The organism is Endozoicomonas euniceicola, assembly GCF_025562755.1.
GTDB classification, from domain to species: domain Bacteria; phylum Pseudomonadota; class Gammaproteobacteria; order Pseudomonadales; family Endozoicomonadaceae; genus Endozoicomonas_A; species Endozoicomonas_A euniceicola.
This window is the reverse complement of record NZ_CP103300.1, coordinates 2,536,993-2,560,888: the sequence shown is the minus strand read 5'-3', so window position 1 is coordinate 2,560,888 and position 23,896 is coordinate 2,536,993. Positions and strand designations below refer to the sequence as shown.

At 47.7% G+C, this 23,896-nt stretch carries 25 protein-coding genes and 1 pseudogene; 12 read left to right on the top strand and 14 right to left on the bottom strand.

Annotation, left to right across the window (positions count from 1 at the left end):
* Positions 1–70: 70 nt before the first annotated feature.
* The 3 genes from glmU (at position 71) to NX720_RS09760 (ending at position 3,808) form a co-directional block, all read left to right on the top strand.
* Positions 71–1,447 (top strand): bifunctional UDP-N-acetylglucosamine diphosphorylase/glucosamine-1-phosphate N-acetyltransferase GlmU, encoded by a 1,377-nt coding sequence (glmU, locus tag NX720_RS09770; protein WP_262600929.1) that lies wholly within the window; start codon positions 71–73, stop codon positions 1,445–1,447.
* A 26-nt stretch (positions 1,448–1,473) separates the two neighbouring features.
* Positions 1,474–3,306, top strand: a complete 1,833-nt coding sequence (glmS, locus tag NX720_RS09765) for a glutamine--fructose-6-phosphate transaminase (isomerizing) (protein WP_262600928.1) — start codon at positions 1,474–1,476, stop codon at positions 3,304–3,306.
* 109 nt (positions 3,307–3,415) lie between these two features.
* Positions 3,416–3,808, top strand: coding sequence for a PDDEXK family nuclease (locus NX720_RS09760; RefSeq protein ID WP_262600927.1), 393 nt, complete (start codon positions 3,416–3,418; stop codon positions 3,806–3,808).
* A gap of 501 nt (positions 3,809–4,309) precedes the next feature.
* Here the strand turns inward: NX720_RS09760 and tnpA are convergent.
* A complete protein-coding gene (gene tnpA, locus NX720_RS09755; RefSeq protein WP_262600926.1) occupies positions 4,310–4,738 on the bottom strand; it encodes an IS200/IS605 family transposase in 429 nt (142 codons plus the stop codon).
* 65 nt (positions 4,739–4,803) lie between these two features.
* Here tnpA and NX720_RS09750 point away from each other — a divergent pair, with 65 nt between their 5' ends.
* Positions 4,804–5,976, top strand: coding sequence for an RNA-guided endonuclease InsQ/TnpB family protein (locus NX720_RS09750; RefSeq protein WP_262600925.1), 1,173 nt, complete (start codon positions 4,804–4,806; stop codon positions 5,974–5,976).
* 177 nt (positions 5,977–6,153) lie between these two features.
* On the opposite strand, the pseudogene NX720_RS09745 reads toward NX720_RS09750, so the two are convergent.
* The 3 genes and pseudogenes from NX720_RS09745 to NX720_RS09735 all read right to left on the bottom strand — a co-directional run.
* A pseudogene (locus tag NX720_RS09745) lies at positions 6,154–6,450 on the bottom strand (IS4 family transposase); the annotation flags it as partial.
* 230 nt (positions 6,451–6,680) lie between these two features.
* Positions 6,681–8,051, bottom strand: coding sequence for an IS4 family transposase (locus tag NX720_RS09740; RefSeq protein ID WP_262595824.1), 1,371 nt, complete (start codon positions 8,049–8,051; stop codon positions 6,681–6,683).
* Positions 8,052–8,134: 83 nt separating this feature from the next.
* The gene (locus NX720_RS09735) at positions 8,135–8,701 is read right to left on the bottom strand and encodes a hypothetical protein (RefSeq protein ID WP_262600924.1); all 567 of its coding nucleotides are present in this window, start codon (positions 8,699–8,701) and stop codon (positions 8,135–8,137) included.
* Positions 8,702–8,793: 92 nt separating this feature from the next.
* On the opposite strand from NX720_RS09735, the gene NX720_RS09730 reads away from it, so the two are divergent.
* The 4 genes from NX720_RS09730 (at position 8,794) to NX720_RS09715 (ending at position 11,584) form a co-directional block, all read left to right on the top strand.
* Entirely contained in the window at positions 8,794–9,138 is a 345-nt protein-coding gene (locus NX720_RS09730) for a HipA domain-containing protein (protein WP_262601560.1), read from the top strand.
* Positions 9,122–9,346, top strand: coding sequence for a hypothetical protein (locus NX720_RS09725; protein ID WP_262600923.1), 225 nt, complete (start codon positions 9,122–9,124; stop codon positions 9,344–9,346). Before NX720_RS09730 ends, NX720_RS09725 begins: the two co-directional genes overlap by 17 nt.
* Before the next feature lie 279 nt (positions 9,347–9,625).
* Positions 9,626–10,204, top strand: a complete 579-nt coding sequence (locus NX720_RS09720; RefSeq protein WP_262600922.1) for a C-GCAxxG-C-C family protein — start codon at positions 9,626–9,628, stop codon at positions 10,202–10,204.
* A gap of 387 nt (positions 10,205–10,591) precedes the next feature.
* Positions 10,592–11,584 (top strand): hypothetical protein, encoded by a 993-nt coding sequence (locus NX720_RS09715; RefSeq protein WP_262600921.1) that lies wholly within the window; start codon positions 10,592–10,594, stop codon positions 11,582–11,584.
* A gap of 121 nt (positions 11,585–11,705) precedes the next feature.
* On the opposite strand, the gene NX720_RS09710 is transcribed toward NX720_RS09715, so the two are convergent.
* From NX720_RS09710 to NX720_RS09700, 3 genes are all read right to left on the bottom strand, one after another.
* Positions 11,706–13,076 (bottom strand): IS4 family transposase, encoded by a 1,371-nt coding sequence (locus NX720_RS09710; RefSeq protein WP_262595824.1) that lies wholly within the window; start codon positions 13,074–13,076, stop codon positions 11,706–11,708.
* Between the two features lie 83 nt (positions 13,077–13,159).
* Positions 13,160–13,726, bottom strand: a complete 567-nt coding sequence (locus tag NX720_RS09705) for a hypothetical protein (RefSeq protein ID WP_262600920.1) — start codon at positions 13,724–13,726, stop codon at positions 13,160–13,162.
* A 38-nt stretch (positions 13,727–13,764) separates the two neighbouring features.
* Entirely contained in the window at positions 13,765–14,271 is a 507-nt protein-coding gene (locus NX720_RS09700; RefSeq protein ID WP_262600919.1) for a hypothetical protein, read from the bottom strand.
* A gap of 263 nt (positions 14,272–14,534) precedes the next feature.
* Here NX720_RS09700 and NX720_RS09695 point away from each other — a divergent pair, with 263 nt between their 5' ends.
* On the top strand, positions 14,535–15,227 hold the full coding sequence (locus NX720_RS09695) for a hypothetical protein (protein WP_262600918.1): 693 nt from the start codon (positions 14,535–14,537) through the stop codon (positions 15,225–15,227).
* Positions 15,228–15,338: 111 nt separating this feature from the next.
* On the opposite strand, the gene NX720_RS09690 is transcribed toward NX720_RS09695, so the two are convergent.
* Genes NX720_RS09690 through NX720_RS09675 form a run of 4 tightly spaced genes read right to left on the bottom strand, consistent with a single transcriptional unit; the run spans position 15,339 to position 17,771 of the window.
* Positions 15,339–15,803 carry a DoxX family protein gene (locus tag NX720_RS09690; protein ID WP_262600917.1) on the bottom strand — a complete coding sequence of 155 codons (465 nt, stop codon included), beginning with the start codon at positions 15,801–15,803 and terminating at the stop codon, positions 15,339–15,341.
* Positions 15,800–16,576 carry an HvfC/BufC N-terminal domain-containing protein gene (locus NX720_RS09685; protein WP_262600916.1) on the bottom strand — a complete coding sequence of 259 codons (777 nt, stop codon included), beginning with the start codon at positions 16,574–16,576 and terminating at the stop codon, positions 15,800–15,802. Before NX720_RS09685 ends, NX720_RS09690 begins: the two co-directional genes overlap by 4 nt.
* Positions 16,557–17,471, bottom strand: a complete 915-nt coding sequence (gene bufB, locus NX720_RS09680; protein ID WP_262600915.1) for an MNIO family bufferin maturase — start codon at positions 17,469–17,471, stop codon at positions 16,557–16,559. Before bufB ends, NX720_RS09685 begins: the two co-directional genes overlap by 20 nt.
* A gap of 33 nt (positions 17,472–17,504) precedes the next feature.
* Positions 17,505–17,771: a BufA1 family periplasmic bufferin-type metallophore gene (locus NX720_RS09675; RefSeq protein WP_262600914.1), complete on the bottom strand. Its 267-nt coding sequence runs from the start codon at positions 17,769–17,771 to the stop codon at positions 17,505–17,507.
* A 247-nt stretch (positions 17,772–18,018) separates the two neighbouring features.
* Here NX720_RS09675 and purE point away from each other — a divergent pair, with 247 nt between their 5' ends.
* Both purE and NX720_RS09665 read left to right on the top strand, forming a co-directional pair.
* On the top strand, positions 18,019–18,495 hold the full coding sequence (purE, locus tag NX720_RS09670) for a 5-(carboxyamino)imidazole ribonucleotide mutase (protein ID WP_262600913.1): 477 nt from the start codon (positions 18,019–18,021) through the stop codon (positions 18,493–18,495).
* Positions 18,495–19,649, top strand: coding sequence for a 5-(carboxyamino)imidazole ribonucleotide synthase (locus NX720_RS09665; RefSeq protein WP_262600912.1), 1,155 nt, complete (start codon positions 18,495–18,497; stop codon positions 19,647–19,649). The genes purE and NX720_RS09665 overlap by 1 nt, the downstream gene beginning before the upstream one ends.
* A 68-nt stretch (positions 19,650–19,717) precedes the next feature.
* Here the strand turns inward: NX720_RS09665 and adhP are convergent, their stop codons facing one another.
* The 3 genes from adhP to NX720_RS09650 are packed head-to-tail and all read right to left on the bottom strand — an operon-like array spanning position 19,718 to position 22,743.
* Positions 19,718–20,737: an alcohol dehydrogenase AdhP gene (adhP, locus tag NX720_RS09660; RefSeq protein WP_262600911.1), complete on the bottom strand. Its 1,020-nt coding sequence runs from the start codon at positions 20,735–20,737 to the stop codon at positions 19,718–19,720.
* Between the two features lie 52 nt (positions 20,738–20,789).
* Positions 20,790–21,623: an S-formylglutathione hydrolase gene (gene fghA, locus NX720_RS09655; protein ID WP_262600910.1), complete on the bottom strand. Its 834-nt coding sequence runs from the start codon at positions 21,621–21,623 to the stop codon at positions 20,790–20,792.
* A 13-nt stretch (positions 21,624–21,636) separates the two neighbouring features.
* The gene (locus tag NX720_RS09650) at positions 21,637–22,743 is read right to left on the bottom strand and encodes an S-(hydroxymethyl)glutathione dehydrogenase/class III alcohol dehydrogenase (protein ID WP_262600909.1); all 1,107 of its coding nucleotides are present in this window, start codon (positions 22,741–22,743) and stop codon (positions 21,637–21,639) included.
* 455 nt (positions 22,744–23,198) lie between these two features.
* On the opposite strand from NX720_RS09650, the gene NX720_RS09645 reads away from it, so the two are divergent.
* Complete coding sequence (locus tag NX720_RS09645) at positions 23,199–23,636, top strand: DUF411 domain-containing protein (protein WP_262600908.1); 438 nt, start codon at positions 23,199–23,201, stop codon at positions 23,634–23,636.
* Positions 23,637–23,896 lie beyond the last annotated feature (260 nt).

Sequence of the window (23,896 nt, the reverse complement as noted above, 5' to 3'; positions counted from 1 at the left end):
TACTGTTTTTAGTGATACAGGCGACATATAGAAGCAGCGGAGTGCAAAAACGCATTGCAAGGTACCACCCATGAGAGCCGATATTGTCATTCTTGCTGCCGGACAGGGCAGCCGCATGAAATCCAGCCTGCCAAAAGTGTTGCACCCGATAGCAGGCAAGCCGATGCTTGAACACGTTATTCTGAGCGCACAAAAAACTCAAAAAAGGATTGGCAAAGGCGAGATTCATGTGGTCATTGGTCACGGGGCTGAAAAGGTAAAAGAGGCTCTGGGGCATTATGACCTGAACTGGGTTGAACAGACCGAACAGCTGGGGACGGGGCATGCGGTGCAGCAGACCGTTCCGGGGTGCAAAGACGCTGATGTGGTTCTGGTGCTTTATGGTGATGTTCCCCTCATTAATGCTTCCACCCTTGAATCGCTGCTTGCCGCCAGCAACGGTGAGCGTCTGGGACTGCTGACCATTAACCTGCCTAACCCATCAGGCTATGGTCGTATTGTTCGGGATGGCTTTGGCAGTGTGCAGGCCATTGTTGAAGATAAGGATTCAACGCCAGAGCAGCTGGCCATCAACGAAGTCAACACCGGCATCATGGCCATTCCCGGCAAAAAGCTGGGTGACTGGGTAATGGGGCTGGATAACAACAATGCCCAGAAGGAATATTACCTGACCGATGTGGTTGCCAAAGCGGTTGAGGAAGATACTCCGGTTGTCCATGTTCAGCCTCAGAAAGCAACGGAAGTTGAAGGGGTAAACAGCCGCGTTCAGCTGACTGAACTGGAACGGGCTCTGCAAAAAGAGCAGGCCATCAGCCTGATGACATCCGGTGTCACTATTGTTGACCCTGCCCGCCTGGATATTCGTGGCAACATCAAAACCGGACACGATATTTTCCTTGATATTAACGTGGTGCTGGAAGGCGACGTGGAACTGGCAGACAACGTCACTATCGAGCCCGGCTGCATTATTCGTAACTCCAAAGTGGGTGAAGGTGCGGTTATCAAGGCTCACTCTATTCTTGAAAATGCGGTGGTTGCCGCAGGCTGTGAAGTAGGTCCTTTTGCACGACTGCGTCCGGGTGCCAATCTGGCGGAAAAAGCCAGAGTGGGCAACTTTGTAGAAATTAAAAAAGCCAACGTTGGCGCAGGCAGCAAAGTGAACCACCTCAGCTATGTGGGTGATGCTGAAATTGGTTCCGGTGTAAACGTCGGTGCTGGTGTAGTGACCTGTAATTACGATGGTGCAAACAAGCATCAGACCGTTATCGGTGACGATGCTTTTATCGGTACAAACAGTTCCCTGGTCGCACCGGTCGCTGTTGGCAAGGGTGCAACCACCGGTGCCGGGTCCGTGATCACAAAAACGGTTGAGGATAATCAGCTGGCTGTGGGACGAGCCCGGCAGCGAAATGTTGATGGCTGGGAACGTCCGGTAAAAAAAGTATAAACGACAGATATTCAAGGTAAAAATTTATGTGCGGAATTGTTGGCGCTGTAGCGCAAAGGGATGTGGCCCCTATCCTTTTAGAAGGACTTCGTCGTCTGGAGTACCGGGGCTATGACTCCGCAGGCGTTGCTATTGTTGACGCTCAGGGTGAACTACAACGTGTCCGTCGTACCGGTAAGGTGGCGGAACTGGCTGACGCTATCGCTGAAACGCCCGCTCCTGGCGGTACAGGTATTGCCCATACTCGCTGGGCAACCCACGGTGAGCCGAATGAGCGCAACGCTCACCCTCATGTCTCCGGTGAAGATATTGCTGTGGTTCATAACGGCATTATTGAAAACCATGAAGCGTTGCGAACCTTCCTGAAGGGTGAAGGTTATGTCTTCACTTCAGACACTGATACCGAAGTGATTGCCCACCTGGTCAACCTTAAGCAGAAATCTTCCTCTACCTTGCTGGAAGCCGTTCAGAAAGCGGTAGAGAAGCTGGAAGGTGCTTACGGCATGGTGGTGATGGATCGTGCCGATACTGAGCGCCTGATCGTTGCCCGTTCTGGCAGCCCACTGGTGATTGGCCTGGGTCTGGGTGAAAACTTTATCGCTTCTGACCAGCTGGCGTTATTCCCGGTCACCCGTCGCTTTATGTTTCTGGAAGAAGGCGATGTCGCTGAAATCACCCGCACCAGCATTTCTGTTTTTGATGACAAGGGGAACGCGGTTCAACGTGCCGCCAAAGAAAGTGACATTGAGCACGATGCCGGTGATAAAGGCCAGTACCGCCACTACATGCTGAAAGAGATTCACGAACAGCCAGATGCCATTGCCAATACACTGGAAGGTCGTCTGGGTGAACAGAAGCTTAATCTGGACAACCTGGGTAAAGAAGGTCTGGATATTCTCAGCAAAACCAAAGCCGTACAAATTGTTGCCTGTGGCACCAGTTATCACGGTGCTATGGTCGCCCGTTACTGGTTCGAGGAGCTGGCAGGCATCCCGTGTCGTGTAGAAATTGCTTCCGAGTTCCGTTACAGAAAGTTCTTTGTGCCGGACAACTGCCTGTTCGTCACCATTTCCCAGTCTGGCGAAACCGCTGACACCCTGGCTGCCTTGCAGCTGGCTAAAGAACAGGGTTACATGGCGTCCCTGAGCATCTGTAACGTACCGGGGTCGTCTATGGTGCGTGAATCGGATATGGCACTGATGACCCGTGCAGGGGCAGAGATTGGCGTAGCGTCGACCAAAGCATTTACCACTCAGTTGACCGCCTTGCTGATGCTGGTGACTGCGGTGGGTCGCCACACCGGTATGACGGAAGCGCAAGAAGCCGAGATTGTTAAGGCGCTGCGGGAATTGCCACATCACATCAAAGATACTCTGACACTGAGTGACGATATTGAGGCGATGGCGGAAGACTTTGCGCACAAACATCACAGTCTGTTCCTGGGGCGTGGCACCCAGTACCCGATTGCCATGGAAGGTGCGCTGAAGCTAAAGGAAATTTCCTACATTCATGCTGAAGCCTACGCCGCCGGTGAACTCAAGCACGGCCCGCTGGCTCTGATAGACGACGATATGCCGGTCATCGTGGTAGCGCCAAACAACGACCTGCTGGAAAAACTGAAATCCAATATGGAAGAGGTTCGCGCCCGTGGCGGTCAGCTGTATGTATTTGCAGACCGTGACTCCAGGGTGAATGAAGCCGAAGGCATGAAGGTTCTGCCTGTGGACCAGGTGCCGGAGATCGTTGCGCCGATTTTGTATACCATTCCTTTGCAGCTGTTGTCTTACTTCGTGGCCATCATCAAGGGTACAGATGTTGACCAGCCTCGTAACCTGGCTAAGAGTGTTACGGTGGAATAATTTCAGCTATCTCTTTATCACATCTTTGTGAGCAAAAAATAAAGTTCTAAAACTCAAAATAAAGTTTTAAAACATAAAAAATAGTTTTAAAACGAAAAGAGGCAGGTGTATGGTTTATCTCAGGCCATACACCGGAGCCTCTGATATGGTGAAGCGGAAATATTGCTTCAATCAGGAAGAGATTGAGGCGTTACAGTCCCAAGGTCGTGGACAGGGTTCAGGAAAAAGTTACCTTCCCTGGATTCGGGCACACGAAATTAATTCCATCGGTCTTACCACACGAGCGCCAGGCTGGAAAACTGGCCTCAGTCCCCACCATTTCCTCTCAAAGCTCGAAAAACAATATTTTTACCTCCTCGAATGGTCGAACATTGTCGTTGATATTCAAGAACAGTTTCCTCTTAACCACCTGGCCACTTTCCAAATTACCAAGGATGCAGGTATCAACTACACGTGGGAGCGGGATACTGGTTATGACGCAGTGCTGACAACAAATGACTGACCTTTGAAGGCAGATAAGAGCCCCTGAGGCCAGTGAGGTCAAAAAATCTCGACGTGAAGCCTGTGGGTGCCAGTCCGACAGGCTCCTAGCAGTAGATGCTTACAAAAGGTTGATGTGGTAGCGGTTTTCTTTCGTTAGGGTGCGTATAAAAAGCTATATAAATTTATTTTATATAGCAAAATTTTTTATTGATTCTGCTTAAAGTCGATAACAGTTACTGTCTGAAGTAGTTTGGCAGAGGCATTCAAGATATATGGCTGGTTTTCGAAGCTTCTGTTGATCTTTTTGCTACATAGCCCTAGACTTCTCATTGTAGCTACACAGGCAGCTAGAGATAGTTGCCAAATATCCTACGTCGAACTAATCTCTCGGCGTAGTAAAGGGTGCCAAAATCGCGCCCTTTTTTTATTTTTGGGGAATCACTTTTTTAGCAAAATCGTCGTAAACCCTCGCCCAATGCGGGCGGGGATATAAGACGGGAAGGCGCAGAGCCTTCCGCCATCAATCTGGTGTACTCTGGCTATTAACGTAGTCCTTCAGAGTCTCGATAGTTGCACCGCCAGCACTGCAAGCAAAGTAAGACCTTGACCACATTAAGCCTGCTTTGCTCTGAGCAGTAAGGTGGGTATTCAGCATTCGCAACCGTCTTGATGATGTTGATTTGAGATTATTTACCATGACACTGATAGCCAGTTTTGGTGGGTAGGCCACCAACAGGTGTACGTGATCTTTTTCGCCATCCATTTCAAGTAACTGGCATTCCAGTTTTTCACATGCACTCTCGAACGACTCCCGTAACTGCTTGATCATATAGCCATCAAAAAGCTTTCGCCTGTACTTTGTCGTGAACACCAAATGAACAACCAGCTTGGTAACGCTATGTCGTTTGCGAAGATACCCTTTAAGCAAATCTTTATTGTGTGTGCTCACTTGAAAACCTCTTTCAAATACCTGTAATATAGAGCTTATATTAATGAGCACTGAAATAACATTCCATGCTGAGAGCCACCAAAGTACGAATCTATCCAACATCAGAGCAGGCGGAATTTCTGGACCGTCAGTTTGATGCTGTGCGGTTCGTATGGAACAAGGCCCTGGCTATTAAGGTTCATTATTACAAGGTTCGTGGGCAGAGCCTTTCTCCCAAAAAACACCTGAAGCCCTTGCTGGCAAAAGCCAAGAAAAGCCGAAAGTACTCATGGCTGAAAAACGCTGACTCTATTGCACTGCAACAGGCCACTATCAATCTGGATACGGCCTTTCAAAACTTTTTCAATCCCAAATTGCAGGCAAGATTTCCTCGCTTCAAGAAAAAGCATGGCAAGCAAAGTAGCTACCATTGTACGTCTGTCTCTGTGGGCGATAACTGGATAAAAATCCCCAAGTGCAAGCCCATAAAGGCTAAAGTGCATCGTGAAATAGTGGGTAAGGTGAAGTCTATCACCCTGAGCAGAACGCTAACCGGCAAGTATTTTGCCTCCATATTGGCTGATGATACCCAGGAACAACCAAAACAGATTGATAATCTTGAAGCTAATCAGGTTGTCGGTGTTGATATGGGGATTACTGATCTGGCTATCACCAGTACCGGCCATAAGACTGGCAATCCTCGCTTTCTGAAAAAAGCACAACGTAACCTGAAAAGAAAACAACAGGCTCTATCTCGCTGCAAGAAAGGCTCAAAAGGTAGGCACAAAGCCCGTTTATTGGTGGCAAAGGCGCATGAGCGTGTAGCCTTTGCCCGTAATGATTTTCAGCATAAGCTATCAAAACAACTCATCGACGAAAACCAAGCGGTAATTGTGGAGACACTGAAAGTTAAAAACATGCTCAAGAACAAGCGTCTTGCACGTTCTATTGCTGATGCTGGCTGGCACTCACTGATAACCAAACTCGAATACAAGGCAAAGCAGGAAGGTAAACATCTGGTGAAGATAGACCAGTGGTTTGCATCCTCTAAAACTTGCTCAGTCTGCGATTTGAAACAGGAAAAAATGCCATTGAGAATCCGATCATGGGAGTGTAGCTGTGGTGCTATCCATGACCGGGATATTAATGCAGCTCGCAATATCAAGAAGCAAGGCATATTGAAATTAAAGGCGGAAGGACTGTCCGTTTCTGCTGATGGAGGCTTGCGTAAATCCGGCATACTGTCGGTTGCTGCCTAAGAAATCAGAAGCCTCACCCGATAGGGTGGGGAGCAGTCACAGGGAAAAGGATTATCTCTCGCTGACTGAGAATTGCGATATTAGGCCTGACCTGTGGGCTGATGTTTTCTGGCTGGTGTTTTAAAACTTTATTTTTACCCCTGTTAGGTTCCAGCTTCTACGAAGCTTAGGAAAATTTTACAACTTTATTTTTTGCTCACACATCTTTACACCCCAGAACTGGCGCGCTATGCGCCAGCCTTCAACGCTGAGCTGTAATTTTGCCCACCCCTTCCAGACAGCCAGCCAACCGGGGTGACCTGTATGCTTGGAATCGCACCAGCTACCCAGCTTGGCAATGGTTTGAAACAACCAGATCAGCGGTGGCGGCTTCTCAGGTAGCTTCTTGCTTTCCAATTTTAGCCAGAGCACCTGCCATTCGCTCAAGGTTATCAGCACTTTGCATACGCTGGCGCTTAACGCCTGCGCCCGTTTTCCAAGCCTTGTGAAACTCTTCTATACGTCAGCGAATTTCGTAAAGAGGCATTCAAGATATATGGCTGGTTTTCGAAGCTTCTCTTGATCAATACTGTGGACAGTTTTTTGAGGGCTCGGCATTGATGCACCAAGGCTTGCGCCACAAGGGCTAGGATTTAATTGCAAGCATGGGGTTTCCCAGACCTGCTAAAAAGTACCCTATGCACCAATGGCACTGACTTAAGCTCTCACCCCTTGTACTTATTGAGTTGACGAGCTTTAGCCCTAGAGTGCTGGAGCTTTTTAAATGCCTTTGGTCGCCTCTTTACAGCTCTTGGTTCTGATCGTCCCGGTCGGTCTCCAACTTTATGTTCTCCAATGATAACTATCATTTGAGCTTGAACCTGGTTGAGAGTGCAATTTGGACAGAATAACAGTAAAACCCGAGCCCCATTTAGCGTCTGTTTTGCTGCCTTGAAGCTCACATCCCTCGGAACTTGCTCTGTGGCTTTGGCCACTCGCGCCATTAATGCCCGTATCAAATTGTAAACCAGAAAATGAACATAAATTTCTTTACGCACCATCGCTGGAGTCTTACAGCGCAACATCTCCATATTCATAATTGTTTTGATGGTTCTGAAGTCCAACTCAATATTCCAGCGTTTGGTGTACAGTGCGCTAATGTCAGAGCGTGGATATGCTTCTGCATCAATCAATGTGGTAACGATGATACGATTCTTCGTTTTAATGGCACGGATAATCAGGTGATCCGGTGTCCACTGATCGTAAAACTCTCTGCTCATCCAGGGTGGTTTTGGAGGACGCTCCAATCTGAATAAAGCATCTTTTTTTCCCAGTTTCATGAAGGATTTTCTGAAGTCGATTTTACGCGCACCATTTTTTTCAAAAACACCGTCAACACCTGCTATAAGCAAAAGTGCCAGGATGAAATACGTCTCGAAAATGGCATCGCCAAGCACAATGTCGTCAGCATTCAAGTTCGGGATCATTTGTATCATCAGAGATTGCTCTCCACTGCCTTTTCCCTCACAAGCTCCCATGGCTGTCTCAATGAGAGCTCCACTTCCCAGCGTGATAAAGGCAAGCATCCTGACAGTAGGGAACCCTACTTCTTTTTTTTGGGATTTTGACTGGGGATAGAGCTGTTGGTTTTCAGTCGTGTCAGGCATATTAGCAGTGGTTCCATCGGCAATAACAACCCGCCGACCGTGCCACAACCATGATTCCGGGCTTTCTTCATCCAGTCGTTTTCCTGAAATCTGAAACAATGACTTTACCTGATCTTCCGGCAACCGTTTACGTGCTTTGCAGTAGGCGTCATTCTTGGTTTTGTCGGACACTTCGTCATTTGCTGCTTGTTCAAGTGACTCCTGTACAAGAACCTTTCTGCAGGACTTGTCTTCATTGGACACCTGACGCATAAAAAGAGTAAGGGTTTTCAGGGCTGGATAATCTCTAACTCTGGAGGTCGATTTTTTCTCAAAGGCATTCAGGATCTCTGTGGAGAGTAGAGAAGCCAAGGCGTCTTCAGATGTTTGTGCAAACTGCTTCAGACATTGGTCAGCGAGTTTTAGATATTCTGGGCTAGACTTGTTCATGGCTTGCTCGAGGGCTCTGTTAACTTCATCTATTTATAGATGATTTGTTCTTGGGCAAGCCTTTCATGCCAAGGGATTAAGTCTTAAGTCAGTGCCATTGGGTTATAGCCATTAACCGCTCCTTCCTGATGCCCATAAATGGTTTTCACGGTAACATCAACATCCATAATCCATGGAATGGTTAATAACGGATCAAAACAGAGATGGAGGTGTTTTTGCATCCATTCAACGCCTTCATCTTCGTCAATCTTCTTTAAACCACGCCTGGCAGAATCATCGCTGACAATTTTTTTCATCCCGAGCAACTGAGCGTTTACTTTATCACCAATAATTGTTCCGATATGCGCATAGCGTTTATGTCCTGAAAGAATGGAAAGCATTAATGAGCCAATCACATCCACTTTTTGAGGGGCGTTTGGGCTTTTATAAGTTAGTGGGCAATCGTTAATCCAGGGTTCAAATCGGTGACCTGTTTTTAAAAACTGTATAAAAAAAGGAAGCTGTCCCATTGGGGTGACCGATGCTTCAGGCTCCCACTCGACATGGATTTTACCGTCGAAAGAATCGACTTCGAGTTTGACGGATAAGGGATCTTTTTCCATTTCAGACAACTCACCCTTTGCGGGAGTGGGTTTTGGTGGTCGAACCATCTTCGAGCCCTCAATATTGTTGAGGGTTAGAGTTTAGCTCAGGGGTTAACCGCTGAATTTAGGTTAAATCCGCTGCGGGCAAAGATGTATTACTGGTTGAGCGGTTTGACAGGCAAAGAACACTAAAAGGCTGGACCCGAAAACCGGTCGTTTCAGCACTCACCCTGTTTGGGCTGGATGAAATGTTCGCCCGCTATGCCAGTTACGAAACCCTGGCTGACTTGATTCGTCTGCGTTTTGCCCGGTCAACGGAAACACTGAAGGAACTGTTTTCACGACTGGTGTTCAATATCCTTTGTGGCAATACAGACGACCATGCCCGTAACCATGCCGCATTCTGGGATGGGAAAATGCTCACCCTGACACCGGCATACGACATTTGCCCCTCAGGGAAGGGCAGGCAATATTGCCAGCCAGGCCATGCTGATCTCTGGTAACCAGAGAAAGAGCCAGCTGGCCTGCTGTGTTGAGGCCGCCGCCGTTTTCCTGCTCTCACGAATGGAAGCGACAAAGATTACTGAACAACTGCAAGAAGGCATTGAGCAACACTGGCAGCTGGTCTGCGATGAAGCTCAACTTTCACCGGTTGATCGCAGGTTATTTTGGGGCAGGCAGTTTATGAACCCATACATTTATGAGGTATGAGGTCACATAGCTTTTGCTGCTTTCATCAGCTTATCGTTTGGCTCCGGAGGGTTGCCTAAAAGATCCATTACCCTCCTTTTGTACATACCAGAATAGTACGGGGAGGAAGTGCTGAAAAACCGTACGCACAATGGGATTTGCACCCCGACAAACCCACAAGTAATGATACAGGTCAGTGTTCGTATCACCTGCCACAGCCAGAATAGCGACCCAATCCCAATCACCCATCGCTACTGATTCAACGTAGCGCAAGATTACATAACCTGTGGAGGGTTAGTCATGCCTATTCCCAAGCGACACCAGCCTAACAGTCACCTGCCCCCTAAAGAACAGGCTGCTGAAAACCGTCGGGCTGAACAGTATCGAAGCTATTCTGAAGTCAGTGAGCAAACCAGAATCAGAGCAGAAAAATTGTATCGGGATGGAAAGTTTTTCTGCTCTGAAGCCGTTTTCACAACAGTGAACGATTATCTCGGGCAACCCGCAGATAGCAAAATGGTAAAGATGGCGTCAGGCTTCGCGGTTGGAATCGGTATGGCTGGCTGCCTGTGCGGAGCGCTATCCGGTGGCGTAATGGCTTTGGGTCTCAGGCACGGTAGAGAAAAAGGCGGCCAGTTGATGCCGGAAGAGATGTTTCCCCTATCCGCCGAACTTCACGACCGTTTTCAACGAAGAAACTGCTCAACCTGTTGTCGTAAACTCATCAAAAAAATGGAGTTTGGTTCAAAAGAACACAAAGAGCAGTGCATCCGCTTTACAGGTGAAGTCGCCGCCGATGTTATTGATCTTCTGGAAAACGGTGTTACTCAACCTCAAGCACCCGGAAGGAATGAAGACTGCCAAAGATGCGACAGCTAATAACCCCGGTGCATAGCCTGTTGGATGCCAAACACCGTCTTTGGTCTATGTCAGGCTTCTACTTCTAATGGGTGACTGCTCACCCGGCCAAAGAGGGGGTGTCGTAAAAAAGGAAAGCCGCGACTGAGCAGTCATAAGCTCTGTGTGCTACTTTTATGCGCTTAACTGAAATGCGCTTTACGGTGCCAACAATTGAAGGCTCTCAGTAAAAAGCCAGCCCATAATCTGGCTTTGTTCAAAAATATTGTTGGAACGTATAAAAGTACTTACTGTAAGTCGACTCCCTCAGTCCCTCAGTTGTTGGTATTTTTTAAATACTACCGCGTACTTACGTCTCTTAAGGCGCCAACTAAAAACCTGAAAACAGAGCCGCAAACTTTTTACAAATTGGAAGTTAAAAACATGTACGATAATTCAAATAACCTGAAAAAATGTCTGCTCTGGTTTATTTTCTTGGTACTTTCTTCCTATAACAGCTACTCAGCCGCTACTTCATATACAGATCACATCAAAAAAAGACTGGTACTTATCACTGGTTTTAATGATGACAAAGAATGGTCTTGCATGGCTTATCTTCAGAGTGGTGATCTCGCTGTCACCAGTACAGAGTGTGCGGAGCGAATTAAGAACTCAGAAAAGCCAGATAACCTGAAACTCATGAGAGAAATCGGAGATTCACTTACATTTACCCTGGCTTCTGATAAGCCAAAAAAGGGTATTCATTATCTCAAATTAGAGCCCGGCATTGAGTTAGAAGCCGAGCTACCAACTAACTCTTTCCCACTATTTGTCCTGGACGAATCAGTCGTTAATGTCTGGTATCCGCAGCTTATCACTGACAAACAAGTAATTTTTCAATCAATGCCATTGTCGATGTATGCTGGAGAACACCCAAGAATAGAAAACCTTTCTGCTTTACCTTCCCCTGTATCCGGCGCTCCTGCTTTTCATAATGGTTTACCCATTTGCATTTTATCAACAGATGGTCGTTGTATTCGTTACGACCACAGCACTTGCATGAAGTTCTGTAATCATTCCGACTGCACCATCGGCCATATTGCCCCTGAGAAACTCGAATATACTGTTTATGCTCTAACTTGTTCTCCATGGGCTGTTTGCAATTTTAATTTGGGCTATACAAAAGATTTTTGCACTAAGGATACATGGGCTTGCAAGAAGAAGAATTGCAACAGTTTTTTTGACCTTGATTTGTGTAGGAAAAGCACTTCTGACAAATACCTTCAATGCGAAAAGTCGTCTGCAGGGTATATATTTGTGGCATTCTTATCGGCATGTCTTTATGTAACTCTTCGTCTTACTTTTAATTATTATAAAAATAAAAACAGGAATCACGCATTAACAGCACCCTCAAACGTTTGATAATTACTGAAAATGAGAAGCCTAGGAGCCTGTAGCAAAAAGATCAACAATACTGTGGACACTTTTTCCTCAGTAGTACCAAGTGTTTCAGTGCATAGGGCAATGGCACTGACTTAAGCTCTCACCCCTTGTACTTATTGAGTTGACGAGCTTTAGCCCTAGAGTGCTGGAGCTTTTTAAATGCCTTTGGTCGCCTCTTTACAGCTCTTGGTTCTGATCGTCCCGGTCGGTCTCCAACTTTATGTTCTCCAATGATAACTATCATTTGAGCTTGAACCTGGTTGAGAGTGCAATTTGGACAGAATAACAGTAAAACCCGAGCCCCATTTAGCGTCTGTTTTGCTGCCTTGAAGCTCACATCCCTCGGAACTTGCTCTGTGGCTTTGGCCACTCGCGCCATTAATGCCCGTATCAAATTGTAAACCAGAAAATGAACATAAATTTCTTTACGCACCATCGCTGGAGTCTTACAGCGCAACATCTCCATATTCATAATTGTTTTGATGGTTCTGAAGTCCAACTCAATATTCCAGCGTTTGGTGTACAGTGCGCTAATGTCAGAGCGTGGATATGCTTCTGCATCAATCAATGTGGTAACGATGATACGATTCTTCGTTTTAATGGCACGGATAATCAGGTGATCCGGTGTCCACTGATCGTAAAACTCTCTGCTCATCCAGGGTGGTTTTGGAGGACGCTCCAATCTGAATAAAGCATCTTTTTTTCCCAGTTTCATGAAGGATTTTCTGAAGTCGATTTTACGCGCACCATTTTTTTCAAAAACACCGTCAACACCTGCTATAAGCAAAAGTGCCAGGATGAAATACGTCTCGAAAATGGCATCGCCAAGCACAATGTCGTCAGCATTCAAGTTCGGGATCATTTGTATCATCAGAGATTGCTCTCCACTGCCTTTTCCCTCACAAGCTCCCATGGCTGTCTCAATGAGAGCTCCACTTCCCAGCGTGATAAAGGCAAGCATCCTGACAGTAGGGAACCCTACTTCTTTTTTTTGGGATTTTGACTGGGGATAGAGCTGTTGGTTTTCAGTCGTGTCAGGCATATTAGCAGTGGTTCCATCGGCAATAACAACCCGCCGACCGTGCCACAACCATGATTCCGGGCTTTCTTCATCCAGTCGTTTTCCTGAAATCTGAAACAATGACTTTACCTGATCTTCCGGCAACCGTTTACGTGCTTTGCAGTAGGCGTCATTCTTGGTTTTGTCGGACACTTCGTCATTTGCTGCTTGTTCAAGTGACTCCTGTACAAGAACCTTTCTGCAGGACTTGTCTTCATTGGACACCTGACGCATAAAAAGAGTAAGGGTTTTCAGGGCTGGATAATCTCTAACTCTGGAGGTCGATTTTTTCTCAAAGGCATTCAGGATCTCTGTGGAGAGTAGAGAAGCCAAGGCGTCTTCAGATGTTTGTGCAAACTGCTTCAGACATTGGTCAGCGAGTTTTAGATATTCTGGGCTAGACTTGTTCATGGCTTGCTCGAGGGCTCTGTTAACTTCATCTATTTATAGATGATTTGTTCTTGGGCAAGCCTTTCATGCCAAGGGATTAAGTCTTAAGTCAGTGCCATTGGGTTATAGCCATTAACCGCTCCTTCCTGATGCCCATAAATGGTTTTCACGGTAACATCAACATCCATAATCCATGGAATGGTTAATAACGGATCAAAACAGAGATGGAGGTGTTTTTGCATCCATTCAACGCCTTCATCTTCGTCAATCTTCTTTAAACCACGCCTGGCAGAATCATCGCTGACAATTTTTTTCATCCCGAGCAACTGAGCGTTTACTTTATCACCAATAATTGTTCCGATATGCGCATAGCGTTTATGTCCTGAAAGAATGGAAAGCATTAATGAGCCAATCACATCCACTTTTTGAGGGGCGTTTGGGCTTTTATAAGTTAGTGGGCAATCGTTAATCCAGGGTTCAAATCGGTGACCTGTTTTTAAAAACTGTATAAAAAAAGGAAGCTGTCCCATTGGGGTGACCGATGCTTCAGGCTCCCACTCGACATGAATTTTACCGTCGAAAGAATCGACTTCGAGTTTGACGGATAAGGGATCTTTTTCCATTTCAGACAACTCACCCTTTGGGGGAGTGGGTTTTGGTGGTCGAACCATCTTCGAGCCCTCAATATTGTTGAGGGTTAGAGTTTAGCTCAGGGGTTAACCGCTGAATTTAGGTTGATATTGCTTACTGAATGACTGGTAGCCAGTAAAGGCAAACCAAACTGCAGAGTGAAATCAGAACCTGGCTTCAGGCTGGTATTGATCCAGCTATCAGAGGCAAAGGTGAGCACCACCGATGTTCTGAATAACTCACCATCCTGACCCGGGGAGTTGACTTTAATCTGTCCGGGATAACTGACAGAGGGAAAGCTTCCCCAAACACTGTTGACCGCAGCAGGCGCAGAAAAGTCCACCTGGACATTTCTGACGTCAATAGCTTTTGAGAGACTATTGGTTACCTTAATGGAAACATTTGACCAATGCGCCCCGGAAGAGTTGACGATCACTTCAGTTTTTACCGGAGCCGGTACAGGCGCCTGAAGTGGCTCAGCTTTTACAGGCAGGGCAAATCCCGACAACAAAATGAGCGCCAGTAAAATGCCACTCAACCATCGACCTTCCAATAATCTGGAAAGCACACTTATTGAACCGTTCATAGAGTTCCTTAATTCTCTTTATTGATACACAAGTCGGCAGAGATCACTTCAGCCGATGAAACAACATAATAATGTCGTCTATTTAAGTGATCTGGGGATTTCCGAATCGGGGTGATTCGACAGGGACAAAGCCTGCTCTATACTGGTTCTCTCAGCCCTTTAAAGTGAACCCCATAAACACTAATCGAGCCTGAAATACAGACTCTATCAACAGAAAATCCCATCGTTCACGGTGGGAAGAGTGTCAATGAGGATAATGAGTCATGCTTAAAAGATGGCAGCAAAGAAGACAAATCTTTAGTGAGGACAATACGTTTCTCCTGACCAACGCCTTGCATTTTCAAAATACATCCTCAATAAAAGGCTCCTATTTTACAAGAGGGCACAGAGGTGACCTCCGGTTTAATGGTTTTACTTTTCGGGTAGACGACAGCAGCGTTCAGGATGCCTTCAGCAAAGGTTTCTGCCCAAAATATTATGAGTGGTACGGTGGGGGGATGTGGAACCTGAACCAGAAGATCAACAGTCCTCAGTTCTGCGGCGGGGCAACGATCCAGTCTTACGTTTGTTATTACGCTGCCAGCCTGTTGGGCATAAACGGAATGAATATATTTCTGATCGATCTCAGGCTGTTTGGCGGCACTGTTCGAAATCGCTCCTCTTCGGACTTTGTTAATGACAAACTGGACTGCAATGACGGTTATTTAAGGAATGACAACATATACAGATTATTTCCCATAACCAAACAGATCCATTCACTGGAAACACTGGCCCCTGTTCCCGGTGCGAAGATTTTAGGGGTGGTGACAAATCCTACTGACTACTATCATAATGCAAGCCAACTTCAGCTTCACGCCAATCCAGATTATGAGGGAGGAATGGACAGTGTGAGAGCTGTCGTAAATCTGTTTAATGAAAGGGGTGGGGGCAGTGGCGAGTGCGAGACAGGGGTGTAAATGAATTAATTAATTACAACTTATCTTGTTAACGCGACTTTTCACATGACTTCTATCGCCATGCAAAAGCCAGTAAATCTGCTTTGCCGTCTAAATTACCGGCTAGAAAGGTTAAAGCGATGAATTCTTAATTGGCGCTCCCTTAGACCGGGAACTCACCAAATAGTCGATAGAAATAATACCGCTGCCCCAGAACAGGTTTACCAGTAGCATCATTCCCCATAGCTGGTGGTCGATAAATCCTTTTTCCCATAGCACTGGGTAAGACACTACCGCAATAATATTAAACACGAACAGCCCCAGTGCTGCCGGTCGGGTGGACAGACCCAGAGTCAGGAATACTGGCAGGATCAGCTCAACAGCAGTACCAGTGTAAGCAGCGATTTTCCAGGACAGCAGCGGTACCTGATATTCATACTGGAACAGGTAAAGAGTACTGTCCCAACTGTTGTATTTCAGCATTCCGGACGTAAAGAAGGCCCATGCGACCCATATTCGGGTGAATATAAGAAGTAATGGGGTCAGTGGTTCTGTGATGCGCTGGATTATGGTGTCGGTGTTTTTGAGAAGGTTCAATCTTCGTACTCTCCATCTGGCAAGCCATGGATATGGGTGAACAACTGTTGTTGAACCAGTTCGCCCAGCGGTGCCAGCATGGAATCATCGGCTTCGCCCAATGGCCGGCCTTGCTGACATAGACGCAGAAGTTGAGTCGCGGAAGGGGTTGTTGCCATAACCAGCATACCCTGTTGACGATTGTGGATAATGACTGACTCAGGGCGGGTGATATCAATGGACTTAATCTGATCGCTGGTAATCATCTGCCATAAGCTGGCGACAGGATGTAGCGAGTCGAAGAAATAGACGGGTTCGGCAACTTCAAGTGTTAATTGGCTGAAATTATCTTCGGTGATCCGGATCAGCTGCTCAAACGGGAATGTCGGCGCAATGGCAACAGGCTGGCTGGCTCGGTCAACCAGCCATTCAAGCCGGGCCAGATCGGTAAGGTAGGGTACTGCTTCAAGTACCGGCTCTTGGCTGGAAATCGTATCGAAAAAACCTTCTCCGTAATCGCTTATGTTTCCTTCTTTGAGAGGTGAGGCCAGAACATGCTGGCGGGCGAGCCGGGCAAAGCATTCGTCTCCCAATACCGCCTTGCAACAGGGATAAGTGGCTTCCAGCACTTCCGACAGGCTGATAATAAAATTATTGCGATATATCTGTATCAGTTGCTCCGGGGCCAGCCGACCGGTCGCAACCCTCTTGCTGACCGGGCTTGGCCGGTAGTGTAAGGCTTCGGCAAAGTCCTGCTGCAATTGCTGAAGGTTATCAGGTGGTTGGCATCCCACGGCCAGTCTCCTCAATAAGAGTCTCCTTAACAAGAGCCTCTTCTACAAGAATTTGTTGCGCTTTGCTGGCTTCACCGAGCAGGGTGTCGAGTTTGGGAATATCCAGATCCCACTCAATCAAGGTGAAAATATTTCCCAGTTGACTCAAATGCTGGTGGACCCACTGACGATAAAGCTGCCAGACAGGTTCGCTAACCGAACGACTGTGGGTGTCTATCCAGACATCCCCCTGTTCTAGTTGCCTGACAGTAAATCCTGCAAGGTGGATCTCTTTGACGGATTGAGGGTCGATGGCGTCAAGGTAAACCTGACAATCAAAATCGTGATTGAAGCTACTGACATAGATATTGTTGAGATCCAGCAGTAATCCACATCCGGTGCGTTTTTGAACCGCGCTCAGAAACGTCCATTCAGGCATTACGGAGTGATTGAAGCTCAGGTAGCTGGATGGATTTTCGATCAATAGCTGGCGGTTGAGCGCTTCCTGTACCTGTTCGACTTTCAGGCAAAAGTGGTTCAGCGCTTCCTCGGTATAAGGCAGGGGCAGCAGGTCGTTGAAGTACTGACCATTGACAGAACTCCAGCTCAGGTGTTCGGAAACGGCTATAGGATCGACTTCATCCACTAGCTGCTTGAGTTGAGTCAGGTGTTGTTGATCCAGCTTGTCAGCGGAACCGAGTGACATCCCGACCCCATGACAGCTGACAGGGTAGAGGCTGGCAATATCCCTGAGTTGCTGCCGGGCAACCGAGTGGGTAGAAAAGAAATTTTCGCTGTGAATTTCCAACCAGCCGATTTCCGGCTGGTCAGAGATAAACTGATGAATATGGGGTGAGCGAAGCCCCAGCCCTACCATCTTGTGGGGAGATAGCTTGTAAGTGGATGGCCTGCTCACAGGTCAATGATCAGGTTGGGAAATGGCTAAAGGCTACATCATTGGTTTTTTTGAACCGCCAGCAAGGCGATCGCACAAGCCTTTTGGAACCATAATAAAGGCGTCTTTCTGGCTGTCCATTTTTGAACTGCCTGCGCAGGAGGTGGTTTTGGTGGCGCAGTCATTCTTGCCTGCCTTTGCCACCCCGTAACACTTTTCCTGTTTCTCTGCGGCTGAAGCGGTTGTGGCGGTCATAGCGCTGCCGAGCGCAATCAGGCTTGTTACAGCAGACGCCAGGGCAATGCTGGTGGTCTTTTTCATGGTTATCCCTCCTACAATACTGCGGGGAAATTTCAGGCAGATGTGTCTATGAAAGACAGACACTCAGTAAAGACTGCTCCGGCCAGGATGTCCATGTTAAGTTTCTCTGATTTACAGTACTGGCAGCTTTCATTCAGGCAGCTATATTTCTTGGGTTGCGGTGGTTAGAGGCTGGATTACGTGCCTTTTGGTGGGACTTTGCTCCAGACAGCTATCAGTATTGACCTAATAAACCAGGACTTTGCCAATGACCCTTGTGCAAATTATCATGGGTTCCCGTTCAGACTGGCCCACAATGCAAAAGGCCGCTGAACTGTTAGACCAGCTTCAGGTGCCCTATACCGCCAGAGTGGTGTCTGCCCATCGTACGCCGGATCGGCTATTCAGCTTTGCCAGACAAGCTGCGGATAACGGCTGCAAAGTCATTATTGCCGGAGCGGGTGGTGCTGCCCACCTCCCCGGTATGGTGGCAGCCATGACGCACCTGCCAGTGATTGGTGTTCCGGTCAAAAGCAAGGCTCTGAATGGCCTTGATAGCCTGCTTTCCATTGTTCAGATGCCCAAAGGCGTTGCGGTAGCGACTCAGGCCATTGGTGAAGCCGGTGCGGCCAATGCAGGCCTGATGGCTGCCCAGATTCTTGCCACAGCGGATGATAATCTTGCCCGGCGCCTTATCGAATGGCGTCGGCAGCAGGCCGAGCGGGTGCCGGAGGATGTCGAGTAATGAAAGTTGGAATTGTAGGCTGTGGTCAGCTTTCAAGAATGCTGGCGCTGGCGGGCTGGCCGATGGGCTTCCGGTTCAGCTTTCTTGCTGATCCGGACGAGCCAGTCCGTTGCATAGAAGGGCTCGGCTCTGTCGTCCGGCTGGACACAACCATGACAGCCCGTGATGTTTATGGTGGGCTAGGCAATCCTGATGTGATCACGGTTGAGCGGGAATCTGTCAATGTTCCCCTGCTACGACAACTGAAGGTATTTTGCCCGGTGTACCCCGATCCGGACATTGTCTGGGCAATACAGAACCGACATCGGGAAAAAACGCTGGTGGCTGGTCTCGGTATTCCTTTATCGCCGTGGGAAGTGTTCCGGGAGCGTGAGCCGGTCCAGGAAGCCATTACCAGAATTGGCGGGCTTCCAGTGGTCATTAAATCAACAGAAGAGGGTTACGACGGACACAACCAATGGATTATCGACAGTCGTGAAACCTTGGAAGCGTTCGAAAAAGAGCGTGAAAAGTTGCTTCAGGGGCCAGCGGCAAAAGACCCTCATGAATGGATTGTCGAACAGAAAATAGCGTTTGATCGTGAGATTTCAGTGATTGGCGCACGTTCACCTGACGGCAATATCCTGATCTATACACCCGGTGAAAACAGTCATAACCAAGGTATTCTTGTCCACTCCGTGATTCCGGCTCCGGATTTGTCCGGGCCATTACACAATAAAGCCCGGGACTATATCTATCGATTGTTGCAGGAAACCGGCTATGTGGGCGTGCTGGCGGTAGAGTGCTTTGTGGCAGGTAATGAATTGCTGGTCAATGAGCTGGCACCTCGGGTGCATAACAGTGGCCACTGGACGATAGACGGTGCTGCCACGAGCCAGTTTGAAAATCATCTTCGGGCGATTACCAGTTTACCTTTGGGGAATACGGCTCATCAGGGCGGCGTGATTGGTATGGTTAACCTGCTTGGGCAGAAGCATTCAGACGACAGCCAGGCTCCTGATCAGTTAATTACCCAGGGAACGTATTTGCACTGGTACAACAAAACCTCAAGACCCGGACGCAAGCTGGGGCATCTGAATATTCTGGCTGAGAATGAGGAAGAACTGAGTGGTTCTTTTAAATATTTGCAAGAAGCCCAGGCAACGATTCCCTGAAGCTGTCCAACCGATAAGAAGCAGGTTGCAGTAAAAGGGAGAGCCTGAACTCTCCCTCTTTAACCTCACTAAGTCATATCCATCACAATACGACCCGTAATCTCATTTTTCTCCATCTGATCAAAAATCTGGTTAATCTCCTCCAGGCTCCTTACTTCTATATTGGTTTTGACCTTGCCCTGGGCACCAAACTCAAGGCATTCAACCAGATCTTTTCGGGTGCCAACAATGGAGCCGACAATAGTGACGCCGTTCAGAACGGTATCAAAAATGGGGATGGGGAGTTCATCGGGTGGCAGGCCAACCAGTACCATTGTTCCTCCCCTACGGGTTGAAGCGTAGGCGCTGTCAAAACCCGCTTTAGAAACCGCTGTGCAGATTGCGGCATGAACACCGCCGGTACTGATTAACTTCTTAATCTTTTCTTCCGGCTTTTCTTTCATAAAATCAATGAAGTATTCGGCTCCCAGATCCAGACAAAGTTTCTCTACATCGGCTCCTGTATCCACCGCAATCACATTCAGGCCCATGGCCCTGGCGTATTGAATGGCCAGATGCCCCAGGCCTCCGGCACCAACAATGGACACCCAGTCGCCCGGCTTGGTGTTGCTGACTTTTAGTGCTTTGTAAGTGGTGACCCCTGCACAAAACAACGGTGCGGCATCAATAAACGACAGGCCATCGGGAATTTCAACGACATAGCGTGCATCAGCAAGGCAGTAGTCGGCATAACCACCATTCACCATATACCCGCCATAGACGACATCCGGGCAAAGTACTTCATTGCCTTCCAGGCAATAGTCACAGTAACCACAGGCTGAATAGAGAAATGGAATGCCAACGCGACTGCCTTTTTTCAGGTGGGTCACCTGGCTGCCAAGCTCGGTGACCACGCCTACACCTTCATGCCCCGGAATCAGCGGCATGGTCGGTTTAACCGGCCAGTCACCATGACAGGCATGCAGGTCTGTATGGCACACGCCACAGGCTTTGATATTCACTAAAACATCGTGTGGGCCCACTTCTGGTGTAGGTACGTCTTCAATTTTCAACGGTTCTTTAAACTTATGCGCAACGGCGGCTCTCATTGCAGGACTCCTCTCTGATTAGCTGAAGTCATGAATAGAAATAATTTGGTTTTTAATCGATAAGCTTGTGTGCATGAAACTCAAGATGGCTGTCGATAAAACTGGATATGAAATAGTAACTGTGGTCATAACCAGCCCGCAGATTCAGCGTTAAAGGGACATTCGCTCTAGCGCAGGCCGTTTTAAAATGATCAGGCTGTAACTGCTCCTCAAGGAATGAGTCACTGCTACCCTGGTCAATAAGAATGGGGTCGCTGATCTCAGCCTGCTGCACCAGCAGGGTTGCGTCGTAGCTGTCCCAGAGGCTTTTATCGTCACCCAGGTAGCGCTGAAAGGCTTTCTGCCCCCAGGGTACGGCCGTGGGGTGAACAACAGGGGCAAACGCCGATACCGAGGTATAGGCTCCGGGATTACGCAGGTAGATTACTAGTGCGCCATGTCCACCCATCGAATGGCCGCTGATGGCTTTCTTTCCAGAAACCGGGAAAGAGCCTTCAATTAACGTTGGCAACTCATCAACCACATAGCTATACATCCGGTAATGGTCAGACCACGGGGAACTCGTTGCATCGACATAAAAGCCAGCACCGGAGCCAAAGTCGTAGCTGTCGTGTTCACCCGGTAAATCAAGCCCCCGGGGGCTGGTATCCGGGCAGACTATCGCCAGTCCCAGCTGTGCTGCCATTTTGAACGCACCGGCTTTCTGGGTGAAATTTTCATCAGTACAGGTTAGGCCCGAAAGCCAGTAAACGACGGGGACTGGATGGTTTTTGGCCTGTGGAGGCAGGTAAATGGCAAACACCATGTTTGTCGAAGTTGACGACGATGAATGTTTGTATCGGTGCAGATCGCCTTCAAAGGCTCTGGTGACAGATAGCTGTTCCATTGACTGATTCCTCTTAGTAAAGAATCACGGTACGGATACTTTTACCCTCATGCATCAGGTCAAATGCGTCGTTTATTCTGTTCAGGGGCATGGTGTGGGTGATCAATGGGTCGATGTCGATCTTGTCCTGCATATACCAGTCGACAATTTTAGGAACATCGGTGCGTCCACGAGCTCCGCCAAACGCGCTGCCTTTCCAGCTGCGGCCTGTGACCAGCTGGAACGGGCGGGTTGAGATTTCCTGACCGGCTCCGGCCACGCCGATGACATAGGACTCGCCCCAACCCTTATGGCAGCACTCAAGTGCCTGGCGCATGACATGCACGTTACCAATACATTCAAAGCTGTAATCCACGCCACCACCGGTTAGGTCAACGATAGCATCAACAATATCGTCCACGTCTTTCGGGTTCAGGAAGTCAGTCATGCCAAACTCTTTGGCCATGGGGACTTTGTCAGGATTCAGGTCAATACCAATGATTTTATCAGCGCCGACCATCCGGGCTCCCTGAATCACGTTCAGGCCGATGCCACCCAAACCAAACACCGCGACAGTGCTACCCGGTTCAACCTTGGCATCAAACACTACCGCTCCCAGGCCAGTGGTGACTCCGCAACCGATATAGCAGACCTTGTCAAAAGGCGCTTCTGGGTCGATTTTCGCCAGAGATATCTCAGGCAGTACGGTAAAGTTAGAGAACGTTGAGCAACCCATGTAGTGCAGAAGCGGTTTTCCATCAAGAGAAAAACGACTGGTGCCGTCGGGCATCAGCCCCCGTCCCTGAGTCGCACGAATTTTCTGGCAAAGATTCGTTTTTGGGTTCAGACAGAAATCACACTCACGGCACTCAGGCGTATAAAGTGGAATGACATGGTCACCTTTTTTCAGGGAGGAGACGCCTTTACCGACATCGATTACGATGCCCGCACCTTCATGGCCAAGAATGACCGGGAATTCTCCTTCAGGATCGTCGCCCGACAGGGTGAAAGAGTCAGTATGGCATACGCCGGTTGCTTTCAGCTCTACCAGAACTTCTCCATCCAGTGGTCCCTGCAAGTCAACATCATGAATTTCCAGTGGCTTGCCCGGGGCAAAGGCGACAGCTGCACGAGTTTTCATTTTGGATCGCTCCTCAGTAGAAACCAGTGCAAGTATAGATGGTTTTTTATATGACACGCTGGCTGTTACCGATAGTGGTAGTCCTGGGAAATATTCATTTTTCGTCGTTTAAAAAGTGTCTGGCTGCCCGTCAATTTCAGGCATTCATTTTTTAAATGGAGAGAGCGCTATTTATCACAATAACTATAGGCTTCTTCAGTAATCAGGCTCACGTCTGTGTCAGTCTGTTTTTTAGCTATTTTGTGTGTGCTAAGAAATGGATGAACAGTTTGTAAAAAAATAATGATGGTTAATCAGGGGGCGTTTTTCGTGGCCTGTAGCCGTATAATACTATGGTCGAATAGATACTATTTGTTGAGTATGAAATCAGGAGCGAGACTGCTGTAGGAAGGGCTTTTTTTAGGCAGAATAATCCTGCTAGGATATGGAAAACACCTGACTAAAAGGATATGCCTGTGAAAAAAATAATAATCACAGTTTTTCTTTTTTGTGCTTCGACTGTTCTTCTCGCAGAAGAGCGACTTCCCGGTATCCACGTTTTTAAGTCACCTACCTGTGGCTGCTGTGCCAAGTGGGTAAAACATCTTGAAGACAGTGGTTTTTCGGTGAATGTAAAGAACGTTGATAATGTGAGCGACTATAAGCGGGAAGCTCACCTCCCCTACAGCTTGGGTTCATGCCATACCGCCTTTGTTGATGGTTATGCAATAGAAGGGCATGTGCCAGCATCAGATATAAAAAGGCTGTTGACAGAAAAGCCTGATATTCGTGGTCTGGCTGTTCCGGGTATGCCCGCCGGGTCTCCGGGCATGGAGTATGGTAGCCGTAAAGATGCTTACCAGACAATCAGTTACACCATAGAGGGGGAAGTGGCAGTGTTTGCTTCTCACTGAATACAGGCTGGCAACAAGAAAATATGCGATGTTTTTATATCCCGCTATAGGTTATTTCTGATGTAGATTAATGGATCCTTCGGTAATTGCTTACTGATTTCATTTGAGAATAATTCTTGTTAAGTGTGGGTTGACGCACCTTTCCGCTATAAAAAGCAAATGAAATGGCTTTTATAAAATGATTTTCAGGAAACTCACTGGACAATCTACTTACTTGACAGTAAACAGCCCAAACTAAAAAATCACGGCTATTGAAAGGA

Bases quoted from the DNA above. Each gene is read 5' to 3' on its own strand.
- NX720_RS09695 (WP_262600918.1), top strand. From the start codon at position 14,535: ATGCTTAAAAGATGGCAGCAAAGAAGACAAATCTTTAGTGAGGACAAT.
- NX720_RS09735 (WP_262600924.1), bottom strand. From the start codon at position 8,701: ATGGTTCGACCACCAAAACCCACTCCCGCAAAGGGTGAGTTGTCTGAA.
- NX720_RS09750 (WP_262600925.1), top strand. From the start codon at position 4,804: ATGCTGAGAGCCACCAAAGTACGAATCTATCCAACATCAGAGCAGGCG.
- purE (WP_262600913.1), top strand. From the start codon at position 18,019: ATGACCCTTGTGCAAATTATCATGGGTTCCCGTTCAGACTGGCCCACA.
- glmU (WP_262600929.1), top strand. From the start codon at position 71: ATGAGAGCCGATATTGTCATTCTTGCTGCCGGACAGGGCAGCCGCATG.
- NX720_RS09705 (WP_262600920.1), bottom strand. From the start codon at position 13,726: ATGGTTCGACCACCAAAACCCACTCCCCCAAAGGGTGAGTTGTCTGAA.
- NX720_RS09760 (WP_262600927.1), top strand. From the start codon at position 3,416: ATGGTTTATCTCAGGCCATACACCGGAGCCTCTGATATGGTGAAGCGG.
- NX720_RS09700 (WP_262600919.1), bottom strand. From the start codon at position 14,271: ATGAACGGTTCAATAAGTGTGCTTTCCAGATTATTGGAAGGTCGATGG.
- NX720_RS09665 (WP_262600912.1), top strand. From the start codon at position 18,495: ATGAAAGTTGGAATTGTAGGCTGTGGTCAGCTTTCAAGAATGCTGGCG.
- fghA (WP_262600910.1), bottom strand. From the start codon at position 21,623: ATGGAACAGCTATCTGTCACCAGAGCCTTTGAAGGCGATCTGCACCGA.
- glmS (WP_262600928.1), top strand. From the start codon at position 1,474: ATGTGCGGAATTGTTGGCGCTGTAGCGCAAAGGGATGTGGCCCCTATC.
- NX720_RS09650 (WP_262600909.1), bottom strand. From the start codon at position 22,743: ATGAAAACTCGTGCAGCTGTCGCCTTTGCCCCGGGCAAGCCACTGGAA.
- adhP (WP_262600911.1), bottom strand. From the start codon at position 20,737: ATGAGAGCCGCCGTTGCGCATAAGTTTAAAGAACCGTTGAAAATTGAA.
- NX720_RS09710 (WP_262595824.1), bottom strand. From the start codon at position 13,076: ATGAACAAGTCTAGCCCAGAATATCTAAAACTCGCTGACCAATGTCTG.
- NX720_RS09720 (WP_262600922.1), top strand. From the start codon at position 9,626: ATGCCTATTCCCAAGCGACACCAGCCTAACAGTCACCTGCCCCCTAAA.
- NX720_RS09740 (WP_262595824.1), bottom strand. From the start codon at position 8,051: ATGAACAAGTCTAGCCCAGAATATCTAAAACTCGCTGACCAATGTCTG.
- NX720_RS09675 (WP_262600914.1), bottom strand. From the start codon at position 17,771: ATGAAAAAGACCACCAGCATTGCCCTGGCGTCTGCTGTAACAAGCCTG.
- NX720_RS09725 (WP_262600923.1), top strand. From the start codon at position 9,122: ATGCTGATCTCTGGTAACCAGAGAAAGAGCCAGCTGGCCTGCTGTGTT.